Below are 21296 nucleotides of genomic sequence, written 5' to 3'. Positions count from 1 at the left end.
TTGAATCGCTTATCCATTAAAACAAGGATGGAAACTGATGAAAACTAACAAGGATGAAAAAGAAGACTTCTATTTTTGAATAGAAGTTCATTGAAATTATATTATATTTAAGTTTTTATTCATAAAAAAAGTTTTTAAATAAAAAATAAAGAATTTTTTATAAAAATTAAATTAGGTGATAACATTATGGTTAAATTAGCTTTGGTTGTTGCAGAGTTCAATAGAGATATAACATATATGATGGAAAAACTAGCTGAAGAGCATGCAGAATTTTTAGGAGCTGAGATAAAATATAAACTCTATGTTCCAGGAGTTTTTGACATGCCATTAGCCATAAAAAAACTTCTAGAAAAAGATGATGTTGATGCTGTAGTTGCTATTGGATGTGTTATTGAGGGTGAAACAGAGCATGATGAGATAGTTGTCCATAATGCAGCAAGAAAGATAGCAGATCTTTCTGTTCAATATGATAAACCTGTCACATTAGGGATATCAGGACCTGGAATGACAAGATTACAGGCTCATGAAAGAGTAGATTATGCTAAGAGAGCTGTTGAAGCTGCTGTAAAAATGGTTAAAAGGTTAAAAGCTTTAGAGGAATGAATATGTTATATGAAGTATTCAATATTATAAAAGAAAGAATTAAAGAAAAACCAGAAGGTTCTTATGTAGCTAAATTAACAACTGATGATGAGAAAAAAGCTATTAATAAGATATGTGAGAAAATAGGAGAAGAAGCTGCTGAATTAATATTAGCTGCAAAAGATAACATTAAAGAAGAGATAATAAAAGAATCTGCTGATCTTATTTTTCATGTGATGGTGTTATTAGCATACAGTGGAGTAGATTTGGATGAGTTAATAAAAGAGTTTGAAAGAAGGAGAAAATGAAAAAGGTTGTTGTTGCCGCAGGTACTTTTGATCTACTGCATCCAGGTCATTATGAATTTTTAAAATTTGCTAAGAGTTTAGGGGATGAATTAATTGTTATTGTAGCAAGGGATAAAACAGTTGAAAAAATTAAAGGAAGAAAACCAATAATTCCTGAAGAGCAAAGAAGAGAAATGGTAGAAGCATTAAAACCTGTAGATAGAGCTATATTAGGTAGTTTAGATAACAAATTAGAACCCATATTGAAGATAAAGCCTAATATCATTGTCCTTGGTCCTGATCAGAAAACATTTGATGAAGAGGAATTAAAAGAAGAATTAAAAAAATATGGGTTAGATGTTAAAGTTGTGAGATATAATGAATATAAAAAATGTCCATTTCATAGCTCTTTTGATATTGTTAAAGAAATTGTTAAAAGATTTTGCAATAAAGAAATTAGGTGAAAGATTATGAAATATCTAATAACTACGGCTTTAGCATATACAAATGGCCCTCTACATTTAGGCCATGTTAGAAGCACATACATACCTGCTGATATTTTATATAAATATCTTAAGCTAAAAGGGGAAGAAGTTATTCATGTTGGTGGGACAGATAATCATGGAGTTCCTATTTTATTAATTGCTGAAAAAGAGGGAAAAAACCCTGAAGAGATAGTTGAAAAATATCATAATGAAATAAAAAGAGATTTGGAAAGTTTAAATATTGAATTTGATGTATTTGGGAAAACTCATAGTGATATACATATAAAAACAGCTCAAGAGTTTTTTTTAAAATTAAAGGAAAATGGATATATTTATGAAAAGGAGATAGAGCAATTTTATTGTGAAAATTGTAAAAAATTCTTACCAGATAGATATGTTGAAGGAACTTGTCCATACTGTGGTGGAGAAGCTAGAGGAGATCACTGTGAAAGTTGTGGGAGACATATAGAACCTATAGAATTAAAGGACCCATACTGTGTTATCTGTGGAAATAGGCCTGTAATAAAGAAAACTATTCATTATTTCTTCAAACTTAGTGCTTTAAAAGAAGAGTTAGAGAGATATATTAAAAATGCTGAAGAGATGCCTGAACATGTAAGGAATCTCGCATTGAATTGGATAAATGAATTAAGGGATTGGGATGTATCAAGAGATATTAGCTGGGGAGTTCCAATCCCTGGTAGTGATCAAGTAATGTATGTTTGGTTAGAAGCTCCTATAGGATATATATCATTCACAAAAATGATAAATAAAGAAAACTATTGGGTAGATAAAGATACAAAGATATATCATTTTATAGGAAAAGATATAATTGTTCATCATGCTGTATTTTGGCCTGGGATGTTAATTGCACATAAAGGTTATAATCTACCAACATCTGTTATTGCTGGAGGGTATTTAACATTAGAAGGAAAAAAAATGAGTACTAGTAAAAGATGGGTTATTTGGGTAAAAGATTTTGTTGAGGTGTTTGAACCTGATTATTTGAGATATTATTTAATTATAGCATCACCATTATTCAAAGATAGTGATTTCTCATTTGAAGAGTTTAAAAATAAGATAAATAATGAGCTTATAAATATTATTGGAAACTTTACCCATAGAGTGTTAACATTTACATATAGAAAGTTTAAATCAGTTCCTGTAGTTGATAGTTTAGAAGATGAAGACAAGAAAATATTAGATATGATAGAGAAAACTTTAGATGAATATGATAAAAATATAAGGAGTTTTAAATTTAGAGAAGCTTTGGTTAATGTATTGCACCTAGCTATAGAGGGTAATAGTTACTTCCAAAAAATGGAACCTTGGAATATTGAGAGTGAAGATAGATTAAAACAGATCCTCTATGTCTGCTGTAAGTTAGTGAAAACTATAGCTTATCTCCTATACCCATATATGCCAAAAAAATCTAAAGAGATTTTAGATATAATGAATGAAGAGTTAGATATAGAGATTAGGGGTAATGAGTTAAAGAAGCCAAAGATTGTATTTAAAAAGGTTGAAGATGATGATATAGAAAGATTAAAAAACAAATTAAAAGGAGATAATATGGAATTTATTGATATTCAAGATTTCCAAAAAATTGATTTAAGAGTGGGAAAGATTGTTGAAGCTGAAGAAGTGAAAGGTTCAAAGAAACTATTGAGACTTACAATTGATTTAGGAAATGAGAAGAGGCAAATAGTTTCTGGAATAAAAGAGTATTATAAACCAGAGGAGCTAATAAACAAGAAAGTTATTGTTATTTGTAATTTAAAACCAGCTAAGATCTTTGGTATAACATCAGAGGGAATGATATTAGCTGCTGAAGATGATAAAACAGTTAGCTTATTAACAGTAGATAGAGATGTAAAAGAAGGTAGTAAAGTTAGATAATTTCACAGAGCTCTTTTCTTAATTCTCCTAATGTTGCTTTTTTCTCTGCAAATGCATCATGTCTATGAATACTCTCTAAATTTATTTGAGTTATCACAACTTTAGTATCATCAGGGAGATAAGAGAATTTTTCCACAATATGTTTAGCCATCTCCCTAACACAGTCTTCAACAAATTTTGGATTTTTATGACTTTTCTCTACAATATAAGCTTCATCATCTCTTTTTAATATCCCATAGATTTCAGAGCTCATGGATTTTTTTATAATATCTATTATATCCATTATCTCAACATTATACCCTTCAGGTATTTCTAATATTATCTTACCAATTCCCCTCTGATTGTGAGTTGCTAATATAACAGCATCTAATATCCTCTCTATCTCCTCCTTACTATATCCTAACTTCATTAAATTTTTTGCTGAGATTTCTCTTATTAAATTCTGAGCACATGGACATGCAGTTATCCCTATAACCTCAGCTCCAACTATTTTTGTTATCTTTATCTTCTCCCCTTCCTTTCTTCCTTTAGCCCCTCCTATAATTTTATGAACCTCCTGAGAAAGCTTCTTTGATACTGGTGATTTCTCCTTAACCATAAAATCACTAATCATAATAACCTCAGCTTCAGTAGCATAATTATGCTTTTCAAATAACTTTTTTACTATTTCAGCCCCTATCTCCTCAATCTCATAACTGTCTTTTTCCAAAGCAGAATCTATTATCTCCTCAATAACTTCTGGATTTCTTGACATATGTATTCCTTTTTGAGAACTTGGGAGATTAACAAATACATTAAATGTTGATAATAGTATTATTGGCCTTTTATTTTTCCTTTTTATTCTAATAAGTTTTTTTAAATTTTTAACACCCACTCTTGTTAAAGAAATTTTAACATCAGGTTCAAAATTCTGAATATCACAACTCCAATTCATTATCCTCACCCAATAACACATCTTTCAATTCCTTAGAGAGTTTGTAATAAACATTGTTTTTATCCCTTTCTTTATAAATATAGCCCATCTCATATATGTCAGATAGATGAGTACCTATAGTGCTTGGGGATTTGTTTAAATACTCTGCTAACTGTGTTACTGTAGCAGCTCCTCCAAGCTTTGCCATTGCCTTTACAATCTCAGACTGTGCAGGGGTTAGATGGTTTAAAATTTGATGTCCTACACTTATTCCAAGGTGATGTAAAGCCTCTTTAACTATATTCTCATCTATCTTCCTTAAGTGTTTTTTTATAGCTATTGATATAGATTCTGAGCAGGTCATTATTATCTTTCTTGGAATGCCATCACACTCTTCAACTATCATATCTATAGCATCCTCTGTAAATGGCTCGAATGTATCAGCTCCATCTATATGTGCGTCTTCTAACCTCCTTCTGATTAAATCATAAGATTCATCCTTTGACAATGGTGGCATATTTATAATTTTAGGAATTCTATCTTTTATTGGAGGAGATATTTTTGTTAAATCATCCATTAATGTTGGAGAGCCTGCAAAAAAAGCTAAAATATTTTCCTCATATAAAAATGAATGGAAAAATTGCAATAGGGATAAACAGCTTTTTTTAGCAAACTGGTCAGCTTCATCAATAAGAATTATGCATAATTTATCCTCATCTTTAACATCATTTATTAAATATTCCAAATCCCTCTCTATCCTTTCTCTTGGGTAATGTATAGGTACTTTATCACCATAGTTATTCAATCTCTTATACATCTCTAAAATTCTTTGAGAGTGTTCCATATAATCTGATTTTATTGTTCCATTTATAGATATAAGATTTTCAATTAATATGTTATATAAGAGTTGGATAAGGAACTGTCTTGGAGTTATCTGAGATGCCGTAAGCTCAACTACCCAATGTCCTTGCTTTTTTGTAGCATAATATATAATATTCAGCATTGAACTTTTCCCAATACCTTTTGTTCCTACTATGGCTGCATTAGCTACACTACCATGCATTGCTGCTCCTAAGATTTCCCCAATTTCTCTAAGCTCACTAACCCTTCCCACAAAAAATTTTGTGTTTCCTCTTATTGGCTTCTCTGAAAATGGATTGTATTTTAATTTAAGCTTATACATTGTGTTTTTTATAGAGCATGCTGACTGTTGTATAAACTCTATAGGATCCACGATCCCACCTTTGGGTATAATTTTAGTGGTATAGGTTATATAGCTTTCGAAACTTCGAATCTATTTATTTATTAGTTTATATATTTAAGATTATGGTAATATATTTTAATATTAAAAATCTCATGAATCTAATTTTATTTTATATCATTTATTGTGAATCTAAGCTAATTATGTTTAATAAAATGCTTAAAAATGCTCAGAAGAAAACTTTAAAAAATTTTAAAAACTTTATATACTATTCTTATGAAATAAAGTTTTCTTGAATTTTTCCTCTAGGAAAATTATTAAAAGTTGAAATTCTAAAAATTATGAATCTAAGATTTTTTTGATATAAAAACTATGAATTTAAACTTTTTATAGTACATAACTGATATTAATTTTATTTTATTTTCAAAAAGGAAGAATATTTTTTTCAATTTTTGAGAAAAATATAAATATTGGTAAAAATATGTTAACATTGGAAAGATAATTTGAGAAAATCTCAGTAATACTCATCCAAGTTAATAAATTTATCAATTATAAAATGAATCTAAACTTATTTATAATAGTTTTCAAATGATAATTGAAATAATAGAAAATTTTAAATAATAATGTCAAATAAAATAAAAATTGGTGATATTAAATGGAATATCTACCTAAAGAAATTGTATCAACTATATATAGAAAAGCCATTTTACACTATATGTTAATAACAGGAAGTACATTTCCGCAAAAGTTATCAGAAGATTTAAATATATCAAAAGGTTTAGCATGCTCTTTTTTAAGGTTATGCTCTGCTCTTGGGTTTATGGAAAGGAAAAGGTTAGGTCATAGGGTTTATTATAACCTGACAAAAGTAGGAATAGCTAAATTAAAGAGAATGGCGGCAGAAATATTCGATTTGAGTTTTTCGAATGTTTTCGAAATATTGTCAAAAAAGAAATTCACACTGAAACACTATCCATTAAGTAAAGTTGGTTTTAGTATTAAGTGGGAAAAGGATTTTCTTGGAGGTTATACATTTTACTTCTATGATAGCAATGGAGAGCTTATAGGGAAAGTTTTTAGAAATACTTTTGGAGAATGGTGGTGTGTGCCTTGTCAATCTAAGAACTGTAAACATATAGAATACCTCAAAAAATTATATGAGAAGATCAAAGATGACTAAAATCCATTAATAGATTCAAATTTAAAAATTTCGAATTTTCGAAGTGCATATATGTATAGCTTTTCCCCAAACAATAATGAATTTTAGATAGTTGTGATTATCACAAAACTAATTTAAAGAATTTTATAACTTATTTTATGTTTTATTAAAAATTTCATTGTTTTTATGTGAAAATAAGAATTTTTTATTTTTTATTTTTTAAAATAACATATATTTAACAATTATTTTTTTATTTTTATTATAAATGATTTTATTTTTTATAATTTATAAATTAACAATTTTGTTTTTCTTTTATAGATCAAAAAAATAATATAGTATTGTGATAATTTTAATTTTGTTCTATGTGGGTATAGGGGTGTGAAGGTTATACATATATGCACTTCGAAAATTCGAAAATCTTTTAAGAAATTTATTTTTATACTAAATTTCTTATTTTATTATTTGTATGTAAAATCATAAAAACTTGAATTGTCACAACCATACACTACTCATAATTTTTAATAAAACATTAAAAATTTTTATTAATATATTTACCGAAATTTAGAAACATCTATGGGGAAACATTCCATTAAAAAAATAGAAAACCAATTTTCAAAACTGTAATTTTTAATCAATTCTAATATTTTTTCTTTTTTAATTTTTAATCTAAATCTAACATATCTTTTATATCTTACTTTTGACAATATACCTAAATCTACAAGGTCATTTAAATATCTGTAAATTGTTGATAAACTATAATCTACTTTATTGATAATATCTTCTATTTTAAAACTTCTTACTTCAATAATAACCTCTACCAATTTTCGATATTTCGAATCAACTATATATGGCAAAATTTTTAGCCAAGGTATTTTTAGCTCCCTCAAATTTCTAATTTCTCTTTTGCTATGTTTTAATATGATATAAACCATCTCCAAATTTCCATTAGTTATTTCTAATAAATATCTTGCTACCTTTTTACTTATATAATACCCATGAATTTTAGCAAAATATCTTATAGCTACATCTACATTTAAAATAGCTTCTGGAAACAGAGATTTTATTAACCCATGAGCTTCTAATGGATATCTTAAAACTATTGATATGTTATGTTTTCTTAAATATTTTATAAAATTGATAAATCCTTTTTTATAATTCCATTTTCTAATATCATGCAAACCAAATACAAGAATTGGATTTAAAACTTTTAGAATATTTATAAATTTGCCCATAAATCTATTAAAATCTTTTTCTAGATCTTTAAATAAATCTTTTATTAATCTAAACCAAGCTTTTTTTGCTCTATAATAATTATCAAAATATATCTTCTTATTAACATAATTCAAGAAATTTTTTAGCCATACAGCTTTATTAATATCTTTAAAAAGATAATATTTATCTTTTATTATATAAAGAATTTTTGAAAGAGTTTTTTTCACATTTGGTGTAGAGAATACTTTAATTATTACACTGTCACCTATTAAAATCTTATTTTCCTCTGAAATATTATCCTTATCTGTAGGAATTAAATATAATCCATTTTTAAATTCTTCTGGAAAGTATTTTATTAATCTCATTCTTTAACCTTTTTTATAATTGCCATTGATAGATAATCATTGAATTCTTCAAATTTTGCATCTTTTATTTTTCCAAAAAATACTTTTTCATCATTAAAAGAAGCTTTTTTAACTAATCCAATTAATATATCATCCCTATTCATAATATCCTTTAGACATTCTTTTAAATTTTTGGTTTTCATAACTATTATAGTATCAAATTCATCAATATATTTATATAGATCCTTTCCTTGTGGTAAGATACAGAGCTTTTCATCTCCTTCTACTAAAGGCATATTTAAAGCTTTTGCTGATGCAAATATTGATGACACTCCATTAATTACCTCTACTTCAACCCCATTCTCTTTTAACAATTTCCATAAATATGAGAATGTGCTATAAAGTGTGGGATCTCCAATAGTTACTATTGCTACTTCACCATCCTCTTTTAATATTTTCCTTAATGCCTCATCCCAATAAGATTTTAATTTATTTTTATCTTTTACCATTGGAAATAATAGCTCTTCAATATGCTTATCTTTAATGAAATCTTTTATTATTTCATAAGCTAAAGACCTTCTACCTAACTTTGATATAGGAACAAAAACTTTATTAACTTCTTTTAAAACTCTTAAAGCCTTTAATGTTATTAACTCTCTATCTCCAGGCCCTACACCAACACCATAAACTTTTTTTAATGGCATGACTAATAACCTCTAAAAACTTAATTAAATAAAAATTTCACTAAGAGTATATAAGGGTGAAGGGATGATAGTTATAATAAACAATGGAGGGCAGTATGTTCATAGAATATATAGAAGCTTAAAATACTTAAATATTCCCTCAAAAATTATTCCTAATGAGAATTTAGAAGAGATGTTTAATGAAATAGAGAATGCTTATGGAGTTATTTTTTCAGGAGGACCTAGTTTAGAAAGAGCTAAGAATTGTATTGAAGTAGCTTTAAAAGTAGATAAACCTATATTAGGTATTTGTTTAGGACATCAGTTAATTGCTCTAGCATATGGTGGAGAAGTAGGAAGAGCTGAAAAAGAGGAGTATGCATTAACAGAGATATATGTAGATGATGAAGATGATATTTTTAAAAACATTCCAAAAAAGTTTAATGCTTGGGCTTCTCATAAAGATGAAGTAAAAAAACTACCTGAAGATTTTGTTATTTTAGCACACTCTGACATATGTAAAGTAGAGGCTATGAAACATAAGAGAAAACCAATATATGGAGTTCAATTTCATCCTGAAGTAGCACACACTGAATATGGAGATAAAATATTAAAAAATTTTTATGATGTTTGTATTAAATAAAAAAAGAAGGTGTCATTATGGAGCTTATGAGTGCTATAGGATTCTTAGGATTATCTTTAGTTTTAGGTTCAATAATGGCAAAGATTTCTGAAAAATTAAACATTCCTGACATTCCATTATTACTAATGTTGGGGCTAATACTAGGGCCTATATTACAAATTATCCCACAAGGAGGAGCTCTTGAGATTTTTGAATATGTGGGACCCATTGGATTAGTCTTTATTCTTTTAGGTGGAGCTTTTACTATGAGAATATCACTGTTAAAGAAAGTTATAAAAACTGTTATTAGGTTGGATACAATAACATTGATGGTAACTTTAATCATTTCAGGAATATTTTTTAATTTTATTTTAAATCTCCCTATAACTTCTCCTGTAGGATATTTATTTGGAGCTATAACTTGTGCTACTGATCCAGCCACTCTTATTCCTGTATTTTCAAAAGTTAAAGTGGATCCTGAAATAGCTATAACTCTTGAGGCAGAGAGTATATTTAATGATCCACTTGGTATAGTGGCAACAAGTACAATTCTTGGAATGTTGGGATTAGCTTATGTAAAAAATCCAATCCTTTATTTTCTCTCCCTATCTCTTGGGGCTATAATAGCAGGAGTGATATTTGCTAAAATATATAAATATATCATCTATCGCTGTGAGTTTCATGAATATGTATCTCCTCTGGTTTTAGGAGGGGCTATGCTTCTTCTGTATTTAGGAGAACATCTAATTCCAAAGTATATTAATTATGGTTACAGTGGATATATGGCTATAGCTGTAATGGCTCTATATTTGGGAAATGAGTTGTATAAGCTTATGGGAGATAAACATAAAAATTATGAATATATTGTAAATTTCTCTAATGATCTCTCTTTATTGGCAAGAATATTCATATTTGTATTTTTAGGAGCATGTATTAATATGGAAATGTTAATAAAATACTTAATTCCTGGAACAATAGTGGCTTTAGTTTCAATATTTATTGCAAGACCTTTAGGAGTGTTTATTGGTTTATTAGGTTCAAATATATCATTTAAGAAATGCCTATATTTTGCTTTAGAAGGACCAAGAGGAGTAGTGCCTGCTGCATTAGCTGCAACTGTGGGAGTAATGATATTGAAACATGCTGATAAACTACCAAAATATGTTATAACACATATTTCACCAAAAGACTTTTCTGGAATGATAATAATTGGAACTTTTTTAACAATACTGCTGAGTGTTATATTAGAAGCCTCATGGGCAGGAATTTTAGCTAGAAAGTTAATAGGAGAGTATAAAGGGAAAAAATATGATCATTAAAGGAAAGATTATAAGTGGTAAGGGGGAAGGGAGGTATTATTTATCAATAAAAAAGTATAAAAAAGATATAAGAAAACTGTTAAACTTTGAACCTTATGAAGGAACATTAAATTTAAAGTTAAATATGGATTTTAATATAGAAAATTTTAATTATTTAGAAACAGAAGATTTTATATTGAATGGCAAAAAATATTTTGGAGTTAGATTATTGCCTGTAAAAATAAAAGTGAGAGATGGGGTAATTTGTGGGGCTATAATATCTCCTAAAAAAACTGATCATGGGAGAGATGTTATAGAGATAATAGCTCCTATAAAGTTAAGAGAGAAATATAATTTAAAAGATGGAGATGTCTTAGAAGTGGTAATATGATAGAGAAAGCAATTAAAGCATTTAAAAATGGAGAGATAGTTTTGATATATGATGCGGATGATAGAGAAGGAGAAACTGATATGGTTATAGCTTCACAGTTTATAACCCCTGAAGTGATAAGGAGAATGAGAAAAGATGCTGGTGGTTTAATTTGTACAGCTATCCATCATGACATCTGCTCATCTTTAGATCTTCCTTATTTGGTAGATATTTTCTCTTATGCTTCAGAGAAATTTAGGATATTAAGAGAGCTATATCCAAATGATATTCCATATGATGAGAAATCTTCTTTTTCTATAACAATAAATCATAGAAAGACCTTTACTGGGATAACTGATAGAGATAGAGCATTTACTATTAAAAAACTTGTTGAATTGGTTAATGAGAAGAGATATAATGACTTTGGGAAAGAATTTAGAAGTCCTGGTCATGTTATATTACTAAGAGCTTCTGAAGGGCTTGTTAAAAATAGACAAGGCCATACTGAAATGAGTGTTGCATTAGCTGAGTTATCTAACTTAACACCAATAGCTACAATATGTGAAATGTTAGGTGATGATGGTTATGCCATGTCAAAATCAGAAGCTAAAAGATATGCAGAAAAATATAATTTAATATTTATTGAAGGGGAAGAGTTGATTAATTATTACTTAGAAAAGAAAGCTTAATATATTTGTTAAATAATATAAATAAAATGTGGGAACATGAAAACATTAGAAAATTTAGTTAAAGCTTTTATAGGGGAATGTGTAGCAAGGAATAGATACACTTTTTATGCAAAGATAGCTAAGAAAGAAGGTTATGTATTTGTTTCAAAAGTATTCTTAGAAACTGCTGAAAATGAAAAAGAACATGCAGAAAATCTATATAAAGCCATTCAGGAGTTAAGAGATGGTGATGTCTTTTCTGTAAATGTTGAGATCCCAATAGCCCTTGGAAATACAAGAGATGTTTTAAAAATTGCAATAGAAGGGGAGAGTTACGAGCATAATAAGATGTATCCTGAATTTGCTAAGGTTGCTGAAGAAGAGGGCTTTGATGATATCTCAAAAATGTTAAATGCTATTTCAATAGCTGAAAAGCATCATGAGGATAGATATAGGAAGATTTTGTCTGTTATAGAAAATGGGACTATGTTTAAAAGAGATAAAGAGGTAGAATGGGTTTGTTTAGAATGTGGATATGTCCATCATGGTTATGAACCCCCAGAGAAATGTCCATCATGTAAGCATGATAGAGGATACTATGTATCAAGGGATCTATTAAGCTTATAAAGCTTCTATAATGTACCCTTCTTTATACTCTTTTATATCAAATTCCACATCTAAAAAGTGTTTAACTACCCAAATGTTTGTTTTTGTATGGTTTGTTATTTCTGAAACTCCTACCTTTCCTTTACCAAAAGCTAAAAATGGTATTATTTGATCGCCCATATATCTGTCTAAAGCCAATTTTCTCTCCTTTAATAAATTTTCAGTAGCTCTTTCAGCAACTATTTCTGCTCTAAGTCCTTTTTCCCCTAAATATGAAGAACCAATTGTATCATTAGACAAGAATATCCCTGCTCCTGTAGATATTCCTTTAGAAACTTCTACTTTTATATTTGGTTGAAAACCATATTTATTTAATAAATCAACTGCTCTTTTTCTCATTCTTCTTGCAATTTCTTCTTTTAAATTTTGCACGTAAGCTATTCCAAAAACCTCTCTACTACCAGAGTGTTCAACTAAATCAAACATTTTTATTTTAGAAGGAAATAGCGTAAATATAACCTCTCCCCCTCCTTCAGGATAAAATCCTCTTCTAATTAATCTTAATTCAGATTTTATTCCATAATTTTCTAAAATCTTTAATGTTATGTACTTCATATAATCAACTGTAGGAGCATATTTAACATCAGTACCTCCAATAATCTTAACTGTAAATTTTTTATTTATTCCCAAAGCTAATGGTAATAGAGTTTGTATTACTAATGTTACACTCCCTGCTGAACCTATATTAATAGTAAAATCCTTTGGAGAAAGTTTTGAAGGGATAAATGTAACTTCTTCAGAACCTAGATATAGCCCTTCAACTTCAGCATTACATAGTTTTTTCATTGCCTTTATGCATGCCAAATGCTGTTTTGCCAATCCTTTATTTTTTCTCTTTTTCCTAATGTTTATTATTTTTACTGGTTTGTTTAATAAAGATGAGAGTGCTATAGATGTCCTTAATATCTGCCCTCCACCCTCTAAATATGAACCATCAATAATAATTATGATAACCACCTATCCAAAGTTATCTCTTCTTTATAATAATTGACTTTTTGAGGAACAAATGATATCTTTCCATATTCTCCTCCACCACCTGGATATATGTATATTTTATTTTCCCTAAATAGTTCTATTGTTTTAGCAACCTTCTCATCAATCTTTGACAATTCATCAATATCTCTATTTATTAGAACTTCTATCTCATTTTTAAATGATCTTATAAATCTCTCCCAAAGATTTTGAACAAATTTACTAAAAACATTTTTATTATATGTTAAACTGATAATTTCAGCTAATGGAATAATTTTATAATATGGAGGCCTAAAAGGAGGATGTTCAACTCTACCATCACTTAACTCCTCAACTCTACTTAAAACACCTTTTTTAATAATTCCTTTACATTTAGGGCATCTCCAATTGTATTTTTTAGCATCTTCTAATTTAAATCTAGTATGGCATTTAGAACATGCTGTTAAATGATACTTCCCTAATCTTGGATCTAATCCATAATTAGCCACAATTTTATTTTTCTTTATAGCCTCCTCAATTTCCTCAAAATTTTCTTCTAACCCTCCAACACTGTCAATCTCAAACTGGTTAAACTCCCTCCCCAATCTGTGAGGATAGTAACTATGAGCATCAGAGTTTGTTAAAAAAGGAAACTCCCTAAGCTCTTTTATACTATCTGCCATGTCAGTATCAGCAGATAATCCAAGCTCTACAAAATCTGGCTTTTTTTCATAACATTGGTATATAGAATCAAAGCTCTTATATAGAGATGTCCAAGGAGTAAAAGCATGGGCTGGGCCTATTAACCCATCAACATCTCTAACCATCTCTAATATCTCTGCTCCAGACAAAAACACTTTTGGTCTACCTTCATTTAAATTTTTACTATACTTTTTAAAATTTTCTCTTAATTCTTCAGCCTTTTCTATTGATGGAAGTATAATAAGGTGATGGACTCTATCTTTATCTTCAACTTCAGTAGTTAATATTAATTCTCTATCTTTAAATTCTTTAATCTCCTCTAAATAATCTTTTTGTAAACAGTCTCCTGTGCCTACTATATCTAAACCCTTTAATTTACTATATTTTAAAATATTTTTAATATCCATATCTTTTGAAGTTCCTCCAGAATATTTTGAGTGTATATGGAGATCTACATTAACTATCAATATCTCACCAAAAAGAAAAAAAGAAAGTTTATAACTCTTTTAACAATCCAGCAGCTTCTAATGCCATTTTGACTTCTTCAGTGGTAGCTCCTGGTTTGATATCTACTTTCTTTTCTGTAGGTTCTAAATGTTTTATATTACATCTTCTTCTCTTAACCATCCCATCTACAACAACAAAGTTCTTATCTAAGATATCTACTATTACACAAATCTTACCAGCTTCTCTACCTGCTGTTTTTAGGCAAACTCTACCTACCTCTATAGCTGCCATTAACATCACCTCAAATTGTTTATAGCTTCAGAAACAATATTAAAAACTCCTTCAACATTCCATTTAGATGTGTCTAATATTAAATCATATATAGATAGGTCATCCAAATCTATATTATATATCTCTTTATATCTTTTTTTCTCACTCTTTTCTCTTTCAATCATATTTTTTAAAGCTGTTTCATAGTCTATATTTTCTCTTTCACTAATTCTTTGAGCTCTAACCTCTATAGGGGCTTTGAACCAGATAGTTAGATCAGGTTTTATATTATTCCTTATCAACATCCATGCAGCTAATCTCCCTTCTAAAATAACATTTCCTTGCTTAGCTAATTCTACCTGTCTTCTATCAATTTCTTCATCAACTTCTCTATGTTTTTCTGCATATTTGCTGAATTCTTCTAAACTCATACCCTTTTCTTTTGCCATCTCTCTAAATATTAACCCTGCACAGACATATTTAAGATGGTATTTTTCAGCTATTTTTTTAGCAATGGTAGTTGTCCCCGTCCCTGGCAACCCTCCAATAGTTATTATCAAAATATCCCCTTACAATTTTCTAGCTTTTTCAATCATTAACCTTCTTAAACATTTTGGGCAGAGATACCCACCATAAGGTCTTTCAGGTCTTCTCTGTGATTTTGGCAATTTTCTAATCTCTACAGGTCTTCCTCTTGGAACTCCATGTAATTCTGCTCCACATAAAGCACATTTTGGTTTATTAGGTTTTTTTCTTTTGTAGTGTATGACTAACCTACCTCCTGGAGTTCTTTTATAAACTCTTCTATAAGATCTTGACCTATATCTTGGAGCTGGCATAATTTCACCTTAATAATATTAATTTGTGTTTAAAAATAGAGGGCGTGTTATGGGATTTATTATGATAATATTATAATCCTTATTTAAATCTTTTGGTTATTTTTTATAATTGTTAAAGAAATCTATTAACTTTATCTGCTTATTCTTGTCATTTTCAAATATTGATTTAATCCCTTCTCTAATAAGTTTTAGCCTCTGCTTTATGTAGTTATTAACATTATACTTCTCAGCCATTTTTTCAGCTACATCCATATATTTTTCAACAGCTCCTTTTGATACTGTTAATATTAAGTTTGATCCACACTTTGGACATTTTCCTCTTAAGGGCACTCTTCTAAATTTCGCCCCACACTTGCATCTAACACCCTGTCTTGAAAATGCCCTTAAGTTTCCAATTAAATCAGGTATAAAGTGTGATTGAATAACCTTTTCAGCTACATCTCTTTCATCAGTAGCTCTAATTTTCTCAGCAACTTTTAACTGTGACTCTGTTTTCTCCAGCATAGTGTTTAATGTTTTGTATGCACACAACTTTGGCCCTAAGTCAATAGATGATGTTTCATGTGTGTATCCTAAATTCTCATATTGCTCAGGCTTACCTAATCTATCTTCAACAACTTCCATAATGTCTCTTAACTCTTTTGGAGAAGGCATATTTAGTGTTCTTTCATAAAACTCTAATGGATACCTCCACATTACATCCATATTATGAACTTCACCATCAACCTCTTTTGGGTCTAATATAGTTGTTAAAACTAATGGAGCATCCATCTGCCCTCCTCTTTTATCTGGTAAGAATAGTTTTGAAAAGTTTAAGAAGGCATCTAAAAGTAGGAATAGTGAATCTTCATCCCCATCACATTGATGTACATTTATATTTGAATTTATTATAATATTGTGATGTTCTTTAGCATTTAATGAATATATATATTCATTTTCAGAAACTATTGGTTCAATTTTCTTAACAGCCAAAACCCATCCAAAATTCAGCTTTTTTACTTTATCTGTTAATATAAGCTCTCCATCCTCCCAAGAGCTTATTATACCTAATCTATTTAATAATAAATCAATATCTTCTAATAACATCTTATTTTTACATTTAATTCTTCCATTAGAAAATAGTGTAGATATAAACAATTTTATTCTTTCTTTTGGTAATTTAAATATAAATGATGGAATCCTACCTTCTTCAATTTTAAACAATCTTCTTAATATAAGATTTGATTTATCTCCTTTAACTATATGGCCTATTATTTTTAGTAATGATTCTATATCTACAACTCTCTTAATCTTCTCATCTTTAATTATTAGATAACAATCTTTTGGAACATCTGCGATTGATAAATTATAGTCTGACAATATCTTTAAAAGCTCACTTAAAGAGATTTTCTTTTTATTTATATTCAACCACTTCTCTAATCCTTCAATCTCTACCATTTCCCATAAATCTTTAAACTCCTCTTTTAATAATTTTTCTAATAAATCAATTTCCTTAATATCATCTTCTTGAAATTCTATTTTAGGTATTAATATAAGATCTCCTTCTTCTACCTCTATAGCCTTTTTTTCAACAAATTTATTATCTTTATAAACTAAAACTGGATGATCATGTGTAGTTACAAACTCTCTTCCAGTTTCTAGTATAAATTTTAATAAGTGATTTGGGGATTTTGCTTTTATAACTTCCTCTATTTCAGTTAAAACTACCTTTTTATTTTTTATATCAAATGAATAAACTTTTATATCTTTTTTAGGTTTTTTCCTTATATATGCAAAATTTTCATAACTCTCATCTTCAAATAAATTATACAATTCCTCAAATGTAACTCTCTTTACATCCCCATCTATATTAACTAACACCCTTGTATCTTTTGTAAAGCAATTTCTTCTTTTAGCAGCATGGAAATATGGATGAGCATAACAAACATTAGCTTTAACATATCCAATAATCCTTCCAACCATCCCTGCTGATGTGTGTGGAGCTAATCCAATAACTAAATGGCCTATTAAATCTTCTTTTTTCTTAATATTGTAGAACCTCTCTTTATTATAAAACTTTTCTAATAGATCATCTATAAAATTGGCCACTCTTACAAAATATTCAGCACATGCTTCTGGGATAATAATATCTTGAGGTTTCAACTCTAATATTTGGTCTTCACTTGTTAAAGGATTTCCATAAATATCTCTATCATACCCCAATTCTTTCAATTTTTCTACACTTACATTAATTTCTTTAGGTTTAAAGTGTGTTATTGGAACATCTGTAGTATCAAATCTTGCTGTTCCATCTTTAAATACATAAACTTCATGCATAGCTCTTAATATAGCTTTTTCTAATGGCTCAACAATCTTCTTTTTAGATGTCATTCCTTTAATACATTTAACATCTCCAGGTTTATTTATTTTTAATCTTTTTAATGCCATGAACCAATAATCTTTTAAAGGAGCTACAATTTTTCCATATCTATTGAGCTCTACTCTTCTACCACAGTATGGGCAGACTCTATATAATGATATCTTACCACACTTACAAATACCATATGACACCTCTATACTGTCAGTGTTATTCTCCTCAACAGCTTTATTTATTAACCTTACTAACCCCCCAGCATTACCTATTGGAAATAGACCATTTACTGGAGGTTTCATTTTTCTAGGAGCAGCTTTTTCTGGCCTACCCATTCTTGCTCCTACATAGACATAAGTGTTTCTTCTAACTTCAAAAGGGGCCATTATATTAATTAAATGCATAGAATTTTTAGCATTTTTTACATCATCTTCATTAAAAAGATCTCTTTTATTTTCAACATCATAACCTAAGCTGTAGAGTAGTGGGTAATATTCTCTTATAATAATCTTATTATCTCTTACCAAATGAGGACATCCTATATTCTCCAATATTTCTTTTTCCTTAGATTTTTCTACAATCCAAACTTTCTCATTTTTATAATAGCCCTCTTCTCCTTTTAATAACCATTTTCTTAGCTTTATTATGTCTTCTTTACTAACATCATGCCATCTATATGTAAATCTTGGATGTAAAGGAGTTTTAGTTTCTAAAGCAAATTTTACAGCATCTTCAGGCTTTGGATTTTTTATAAACTCTCTATCATACTTTATTCCCTTACTTTTTAAAATCTCTTCAAACCACTCTTCACACCAACAGCTTGGAATTAGTGGATGGTTGTTCTCTAAGAAGTCACCATAATTAACTAAAACATCTCCTAAAAATAATATCTTATCTACCTTATCTCTAACATTCAAAGCTTGTTCCACAGTTTCTACTCTAATAACATCACCATTTTTCAACCTAACAATTGGTCCTTCTATACTATCAACAGGCATTGCACATGTTCCCTTTCCCGGCCTTTCAGTTTTTAGCTGGGTACCAATGGCTATAAATTCATCAACTAAATACATAAGGGCTGGATGAAACCCCTGAGCTGCAAAACCTGTGTTTCTTGCTCTTCCATATCTTAATCTAAATCCTCCAATTCTTGAAGGGTGAGAAAAGACAGGTCTACCTGCTATAACTTCACTTATATACTTTTTATTAGCTTCTATATTGACATCTCTCCAATATTTTAAATTTATATCTTCATCTTCAATTTCCTCTTCATCTTCTTCCTCTTTTTCTTCTTCTTTATTAACAAACTCTTTTAACCAATCCCATCCTTCAACATTTAGCTTATCAATATATTTTAGCAGTTTTGGAGCTTTTAATAAAACTCCTTCTACCAAAACTAATAAAGCCCCTCCTCTTAGTTGATTTGTTTCTACTCTCTCTAAATCCCTATGCCCAGAAACTTCAACATCATCAGTAGCTTCTCCAGTAATTTCTATAGGTATGTTTCTAACAGCTTTTCTAATTTCATCTGCTGTTGGTGTATATTGAAAAGACCCAACCTCTGATAAATATAATTCAACTTCCTCTACATATCTTTCTATTTCATCTTCAGTAGGTTTATATCTATCTAATTTTAGGGCTTTTCTAACAAAATCTCCTACTAAAACAGATAGAGCTTGTGCAGTACCTCCAGAACTTCTTATTGGTCCTGCATAATATATAGCTAAATATTCAGAACCATCATGATTCTTCTTTATTTTAACATCTGCAATACCTTCTAATGGTGCAGCTACAATCCCCTCAGTTAATACAGCTAAAGCAGTTCTAACAGCCTGTTCAGCAGCTTTTTCTCTATCAAATTTACCAAATTTTCCTTCTATTATTTCCTCAGCTATTTTTAATGCAGCTTCTTCTTTTCCAAACTCTTTAACAAGCTCTCTAATTCTCTCAGCTACACCCTTTGGTCCTACTAACCCTTCTACCCTTCCAGCCATGTCTGTTGCTAATGGAATTTCTACATAGTCACAAGGATCTAAACCAAGTTTTCTACACTCTTCAGCTATTCTGTAAATTTTTTCAACTTCTTTGACAATATTATCAAAATATTTCTTCATTCTCTCTGAACATTCTACCATAGTCATCACTTTATAAATTTTAAAACTTCTCTAAGATCTCTTTTTTCAATAATCACATCTGCTTTCTTTTTTAAAATAGGTTTTGCACAAAAAGCTATCTTAAGTCCAGCTTTTTCAAACATACTGACATCATTAGCTCCATCAGCAACAACTATAATATTTTTTAAAGGAATATTTTCTTTCTTAGCAACCTCTTCTATAATTTTACCTTTTGATGTGTTATCTAAAACCTTTCCAATAACCTCTCCAGTTAATTTATTATCTTTAAATATTAACTTATTAGCAAAGATATAATCAAAGTCAAGATATTTAAATTTATTTATTGCTATATCAAAACCACCACTTACAACAGCCACTTTATAGCCTCTATTTTTCAGCTCTTTTATTGTTTCTTCAGCCCCATTTGTTAGCTTAAGCCTATTTATAGCATTTTCTACTTTTTCTATTGGTAATCCCTTTAAAAGAGAAACTCTCTTTTTTAAAGCTTCTTTAAAATCTATCTCTCCATTCATAGCTTTTTTTGTGATTTCTTTAATTTCCTCCTCTTTATTAGCTTCTTTAGCCAGTTCATCAATAGTTTCATTTTCTATAAGTGTGCTATCAAAATCAAACACAACAAGCTTTTTCATCATACTCACCAAAAATTAGAATATTTCACACACCCATCATGTCCTGTAATGACATTTTTCTTCAATTTTCTTATTTTAATCAAGCTCTTTAAGGCTAAATTTTCATCTACATTTACCCTTGGAGGAATGAGTTTTAATATATTATCTTTAAGTGGTGATGCATCACCAACAATTATATAATCCTTGTATATAACTGATATTGATCCATATGTATGCCCAGGAGTTTCAATGATTTCTATTTCTTTATCTTTTAATTTTTTATAGTCCTCAAAATAACTTCCTTCTTTTGGAGAGCCATAAACAGTAGCCTCTTTAAAGAAATCATTATTCTCTACATGATCATAGTGAGAATGTGTGTTGATAATAACATCAATCTCATCAGGTTTGACAGGGAGATTTTTTAATATTATTTTTAGCTTATCCTTAGTGGAAGTGTCAACTAATATGTTATGTTTCTCTGTAGAGATAAAGGTAGATGATGAAGAAGCTTTCTTTATAATTCCTCCTTCTCTAATCAATTCTCCTTTATAAAGTAACTTTATCATATTCTCACACATAATTTTTAATAAACTATTTATACTTTT

The 21296-nt window shown here is 29.1% G+C and carries 22 protein-coding genes and 1 CRISPR repeat array (1 of these 23 cut by a window edge); of the genes, 10 read left to right on the top strand and 12 right to left on the bottom strand.

Translation table 11 applies throughout. The features are described 5' to 3' along the window. Window positions 1–35: direct repeats of the CRISPR family, unit length 37 nt; it reaches 361 nt to the left of the window's first position. A gap of 151 nt (window positions 36–186) precedes the next feature. From ribH to metG, 4 genes are read left to right on the top strand one after another with little or no spacing between them, the layout of a single operon-like run. Continuing rightward, window positions 187–603: a 6,7-dimethyl-8-ribityllumazine synthase gene (ribH, locus tag METVI_RS0103705; RefSeq protein WP_004591463.1), complete on the top strand. Its 417-nt coding sequence runs from the start codon at window positions 187–189 to the stop codon at window positions 601–603. Next, window positions 600–890 carry a phosphoribosyl-ATP diphosphatase gene (hisE, locus tag METVI_RS0103700; protein WP_004591461.1) on the top strand — a complete coding sequence of 97 codons (291 nt, stop codon included), beginning with the start codon at window positions 600–602 and terminating at the stop codon, window positions 888–890. Before ribH ends, hisE begins: the two co-directional genes overlap by 4 nt. Next, window positions 887–1333: an adenylyltransferase/cytidyltransferase family protein gene (locus METVI_RS0103695; RefSeq protein WP_017981043.1), complete on the top strand. Its 447-nt coding sequence runs from the start codon at window positions 887–889 to the stop codon at window positions 1331–1333. Before hisE ends, METVI_RS0103695 begins: the two co-directional genes overlap by 4 nt. Before the next feature lie 6 nt (window positions 1334–1339). Next, window positions 1340–3253, top strand: coding sequence for a methionine--tRNA ligase (gene metG, locus METVI_RS0103690; RefSeq protein ID WP_004591459.1), 1914 nt, complete (start codon window positions 1340–1342; stop codon window positions 3251–3253). Here metG and mptA read toward each other — a convergent pair. Together mptA and METVI_RS0103680 are read right to left on the bottom strand one after the other, a co-directional pair. After that, window positions 3246–4187 (bottom strand): GTP cyclohydrolase MptA, encoded by a 942-nt coding sequence (gene mptA / locus METVI_RS0103685; protein ID WP_017981042.1) that lies wholly within the window; start codon window positions 4185–4187, stop codon window positions 3246–3248. The two genes, metG and mptA, sit on opposite strands and share 8 nt — an antisense overlap. Next, window positions 4171–5400: an ArsR family transcriptional regulator gene (locus METVI_RS0103680; RefSeq protein ID WP_004591458.1), complete on the bottom strand. Its 1230-nt coding sequence runs from the start codon at window positions 5398–5400 to the stop codon at window positions 4171–4173. Before METVI_RS0103680 ends, mptA begins: the two co-directional genes overlap by 17 nt. A 622-nt stretch (window positions 5401–6022) precedes the next feature. On the opposite strand from METVI_RS0103680, the gene METVI_RS0103675 reads away from it, so the two are divergent. After that, entirely contained in the window at window positions 6023–6547 is a 525-nt protein-coding gene (locus tag METVI_RS0103675; protein ID WP_004592510.1) for a hypothetical protein, read from the top strand. Window positions 6548–7077: 530 nt separating this feature from the next. On the opposite strand, the gene METVI_RS0103670 is transcribed toward METVI_RS0103675, so the two are convergent. Together METVI_RS0103670 and cobI are read right to left on the bottom strand one after the other, a co-directional pair. Beyond that, window positions 7078–8103 (bottom strand): Fic family protein, encoded by a 1026-nt coding sequence (locus METVI_RS0103670; RefSeq protein ID WP_017981041.1) that lies wholly within the window; start codon window positions 8101–8103, stop codon window positions 7078–7080. Then, window positions 8100–8786, bottom strand: a complete 687-nt coding sequence (cobI, locus tag METVI_RS0103665) for a precorrin-2 C(20)-methyltransferase (RefSeq protein ID WP_004591537.1) — start codon at window positions 8784–8786, stop codon at window positions 8100–8102. The genes METVI_RS0103670 and cobI overlap by 4 nt, the downstream gene beginning before the upstream one ends. 64 nt (window positions 8787–8850) lie before the next feature. Between cobI and METVI_RS0103660 the strand changes: the two genes are divergently transcribed. From METVI_RS0103660 to rbr, 5 genes are read left to right on the top strand one after another with little or no spacing between them, the layout of a single operon-like run. Then, window positions 8851–9408, top strand: a complete 558-nt coding sequence (locus METVI_RS0103660) for a GMP synthase subunit A (protein ID WP_004591535.1) — start codon at window positions 8851–8853, stop codon at window positions 9406–9408. A gap of 17 nt (window positions 9409–9425) precedes the next feature. Continuing rightward, window positions 9426–10706, top strand: coding sequence for a cation:proton antiporter (locus METVI_RS0103655; RefSeq protein ID WP_004591533.1), 1281 nt, complete (start codon window positions 9426–9428; stop codon window positions 10704–10706). Next, window positions 10696–11076 carry a CTP-dependent riboflavin kinase gene (gene ribK / locus METVI_RS0103650; protein ID WP_004591531.1) on the top strand — a complete coding sequence of 127 codons (381 nt, stop codon included), beginning with the start codon at window positions 10696–10698 and terminating at the stop codon, window positions 11074–11076. Before METVI_RS0103655 ends, ribK begins: the two co-directional genes overlap by 11 nt. Further along, window positions 11073–11744: a 3,4-dihydroxy-2-butanone-4-phosphate synthase gene (gene ribB / locus METVI_RS0103645; RefSeq protein ID WP_004591529.1), complete on the top strand. Its 672-nt coding sequence runs from the start codon at window positions 11073–11075 to the stop codon at window positions 11742–11744. The genes ribK and ribB overlap by 4 nt, the downstream gene beginning before the upstream one ends. Before the next feature lie 36 nt (window positions 11745–11780). After that, window positions 11781–12350, top strand: a complete 570-nt coding sequence (rbr, locus tag METVI_RS0103640; protein ID WP_004591527.1) for a rubrerythrin — start codon at window positions 11781–11783, stop codon at window positions 12348–12350. Here rbr and rtcA read toward each other — a convergent pair. From rtcA to METVI_RS0103600, 8 genes are all read right to left on the bottom strand, one after another. Next, a complete protein-coding gene (gene rtcA, locus METVI_RS0103635) occupies window positions 12345–13337 on the bottom strand; it encodes an RNA 3'-terminal phosphate cyclase (protein WP_026152880.1) in 993 nt (330 codons plus the stop codon). The genes rbr and rtcA overlap by 6 nt on opposite strands. Continuing rightward, window positions 13334–14509, bottom strand: coding sequence for a TIGR00375 family protein (locus METVI_RS0103630; protein ID WP_017981040.1), 1176 nt, complete (start codon window positions 14507–14509; stop codon window positions 13334–13336). The genes rtcA and METVI_RS0103630 overlap by 4 nt, the downstream gene beginning before the upstream one ends. 28 nt (window positions 14510–14537) lie before the next feature. After that, entirely contained in the window at window positions 14538–14780 is a 243-nt protein-coding gene (locus METVI_RS0103625) for a 50S ribosomal protein L14e (protein ID WP_004593894.1), read from the bottom strand. A gap of 5 nt (window positions 14781–14785) precedes the next feature. Next, entirely contained in the window at window positions 14786–15319 is a 534-nt protein-coding gene (gene cmk / locus METVI_RS0103620) for a (d)CMP kinase (protein ID WP_004593896.1), read from the bottom strand. 9 nt (window positions 15320–15328) lie between these two features. Continuing rightward, on the bottom strand, window positions 15329–15598 hold the full coding sequence (locus METVI_RS0103615; RefSeq protein WP_004593898.1) for a 50S ribosomal protein L34e: 270 nt from the start codon (window positions 15596–15598) through the stop codon (window positions 15329–15331). A gap of 96 nt (window positions 15599–15694) precedes the next feature. Next, the gene (locus tag METVI_RS0103610) at window positions 15695–20089 is read right to left on the bottom strand and encodes a DNA-directed DNA polymerase II large subunit (RefSeq protein ID WP_201763969.1); all 4395 of its coding nucleotides are present in this window, start codon (window positions 20087–20089) and stop codon (window positions 15695–15697) included. Beyond that, window positions 20089–20712 (bottom strand): phosphoserine phosphatase SerB, encoded by a 624-nt coding sequence (gene serB, locus METVI_RS0103605; protein WP_004593901.1) that lies wholly within the window; start codon window positions 20710–20712, stop codon window positions 20089–20091. Before serB ends, METVI_RS0103610 begins: the two co-directional genes overlap by 1 nt. 5 nt (window positions 20713–20717) lie before the next feature. Beyond that, the gene (locus METVI_RS0103600; RefSeq protein ID WP_004593904.1) at window positions 20718–21257 is read right to left on the bottom strand and encodes an MBL fold metallo-hydrolase; all 540 of its coding nucleotides are present in this window, start codon (window positions 21255–21257) and stop codon (window positions 20718–20720) included. Window positions 21258–21296 lie beyond the last annotated feature (39 nt).

Origin of the sequence: Methanocaldococcus villosus KIN24-T80, assembly GCF_000371805.1 — an archaeon.
GTDB classification, from domain to species: domain Archaea; phylum AGJL01; class Methanococci; order Methanococcales; family Methanocaldococcaceae; genus Methanocaldococcus; species Methanocaldococcus villosus.
This window is presented reverse-complemented; position numbering and strand designations above follow the sequence as displayed.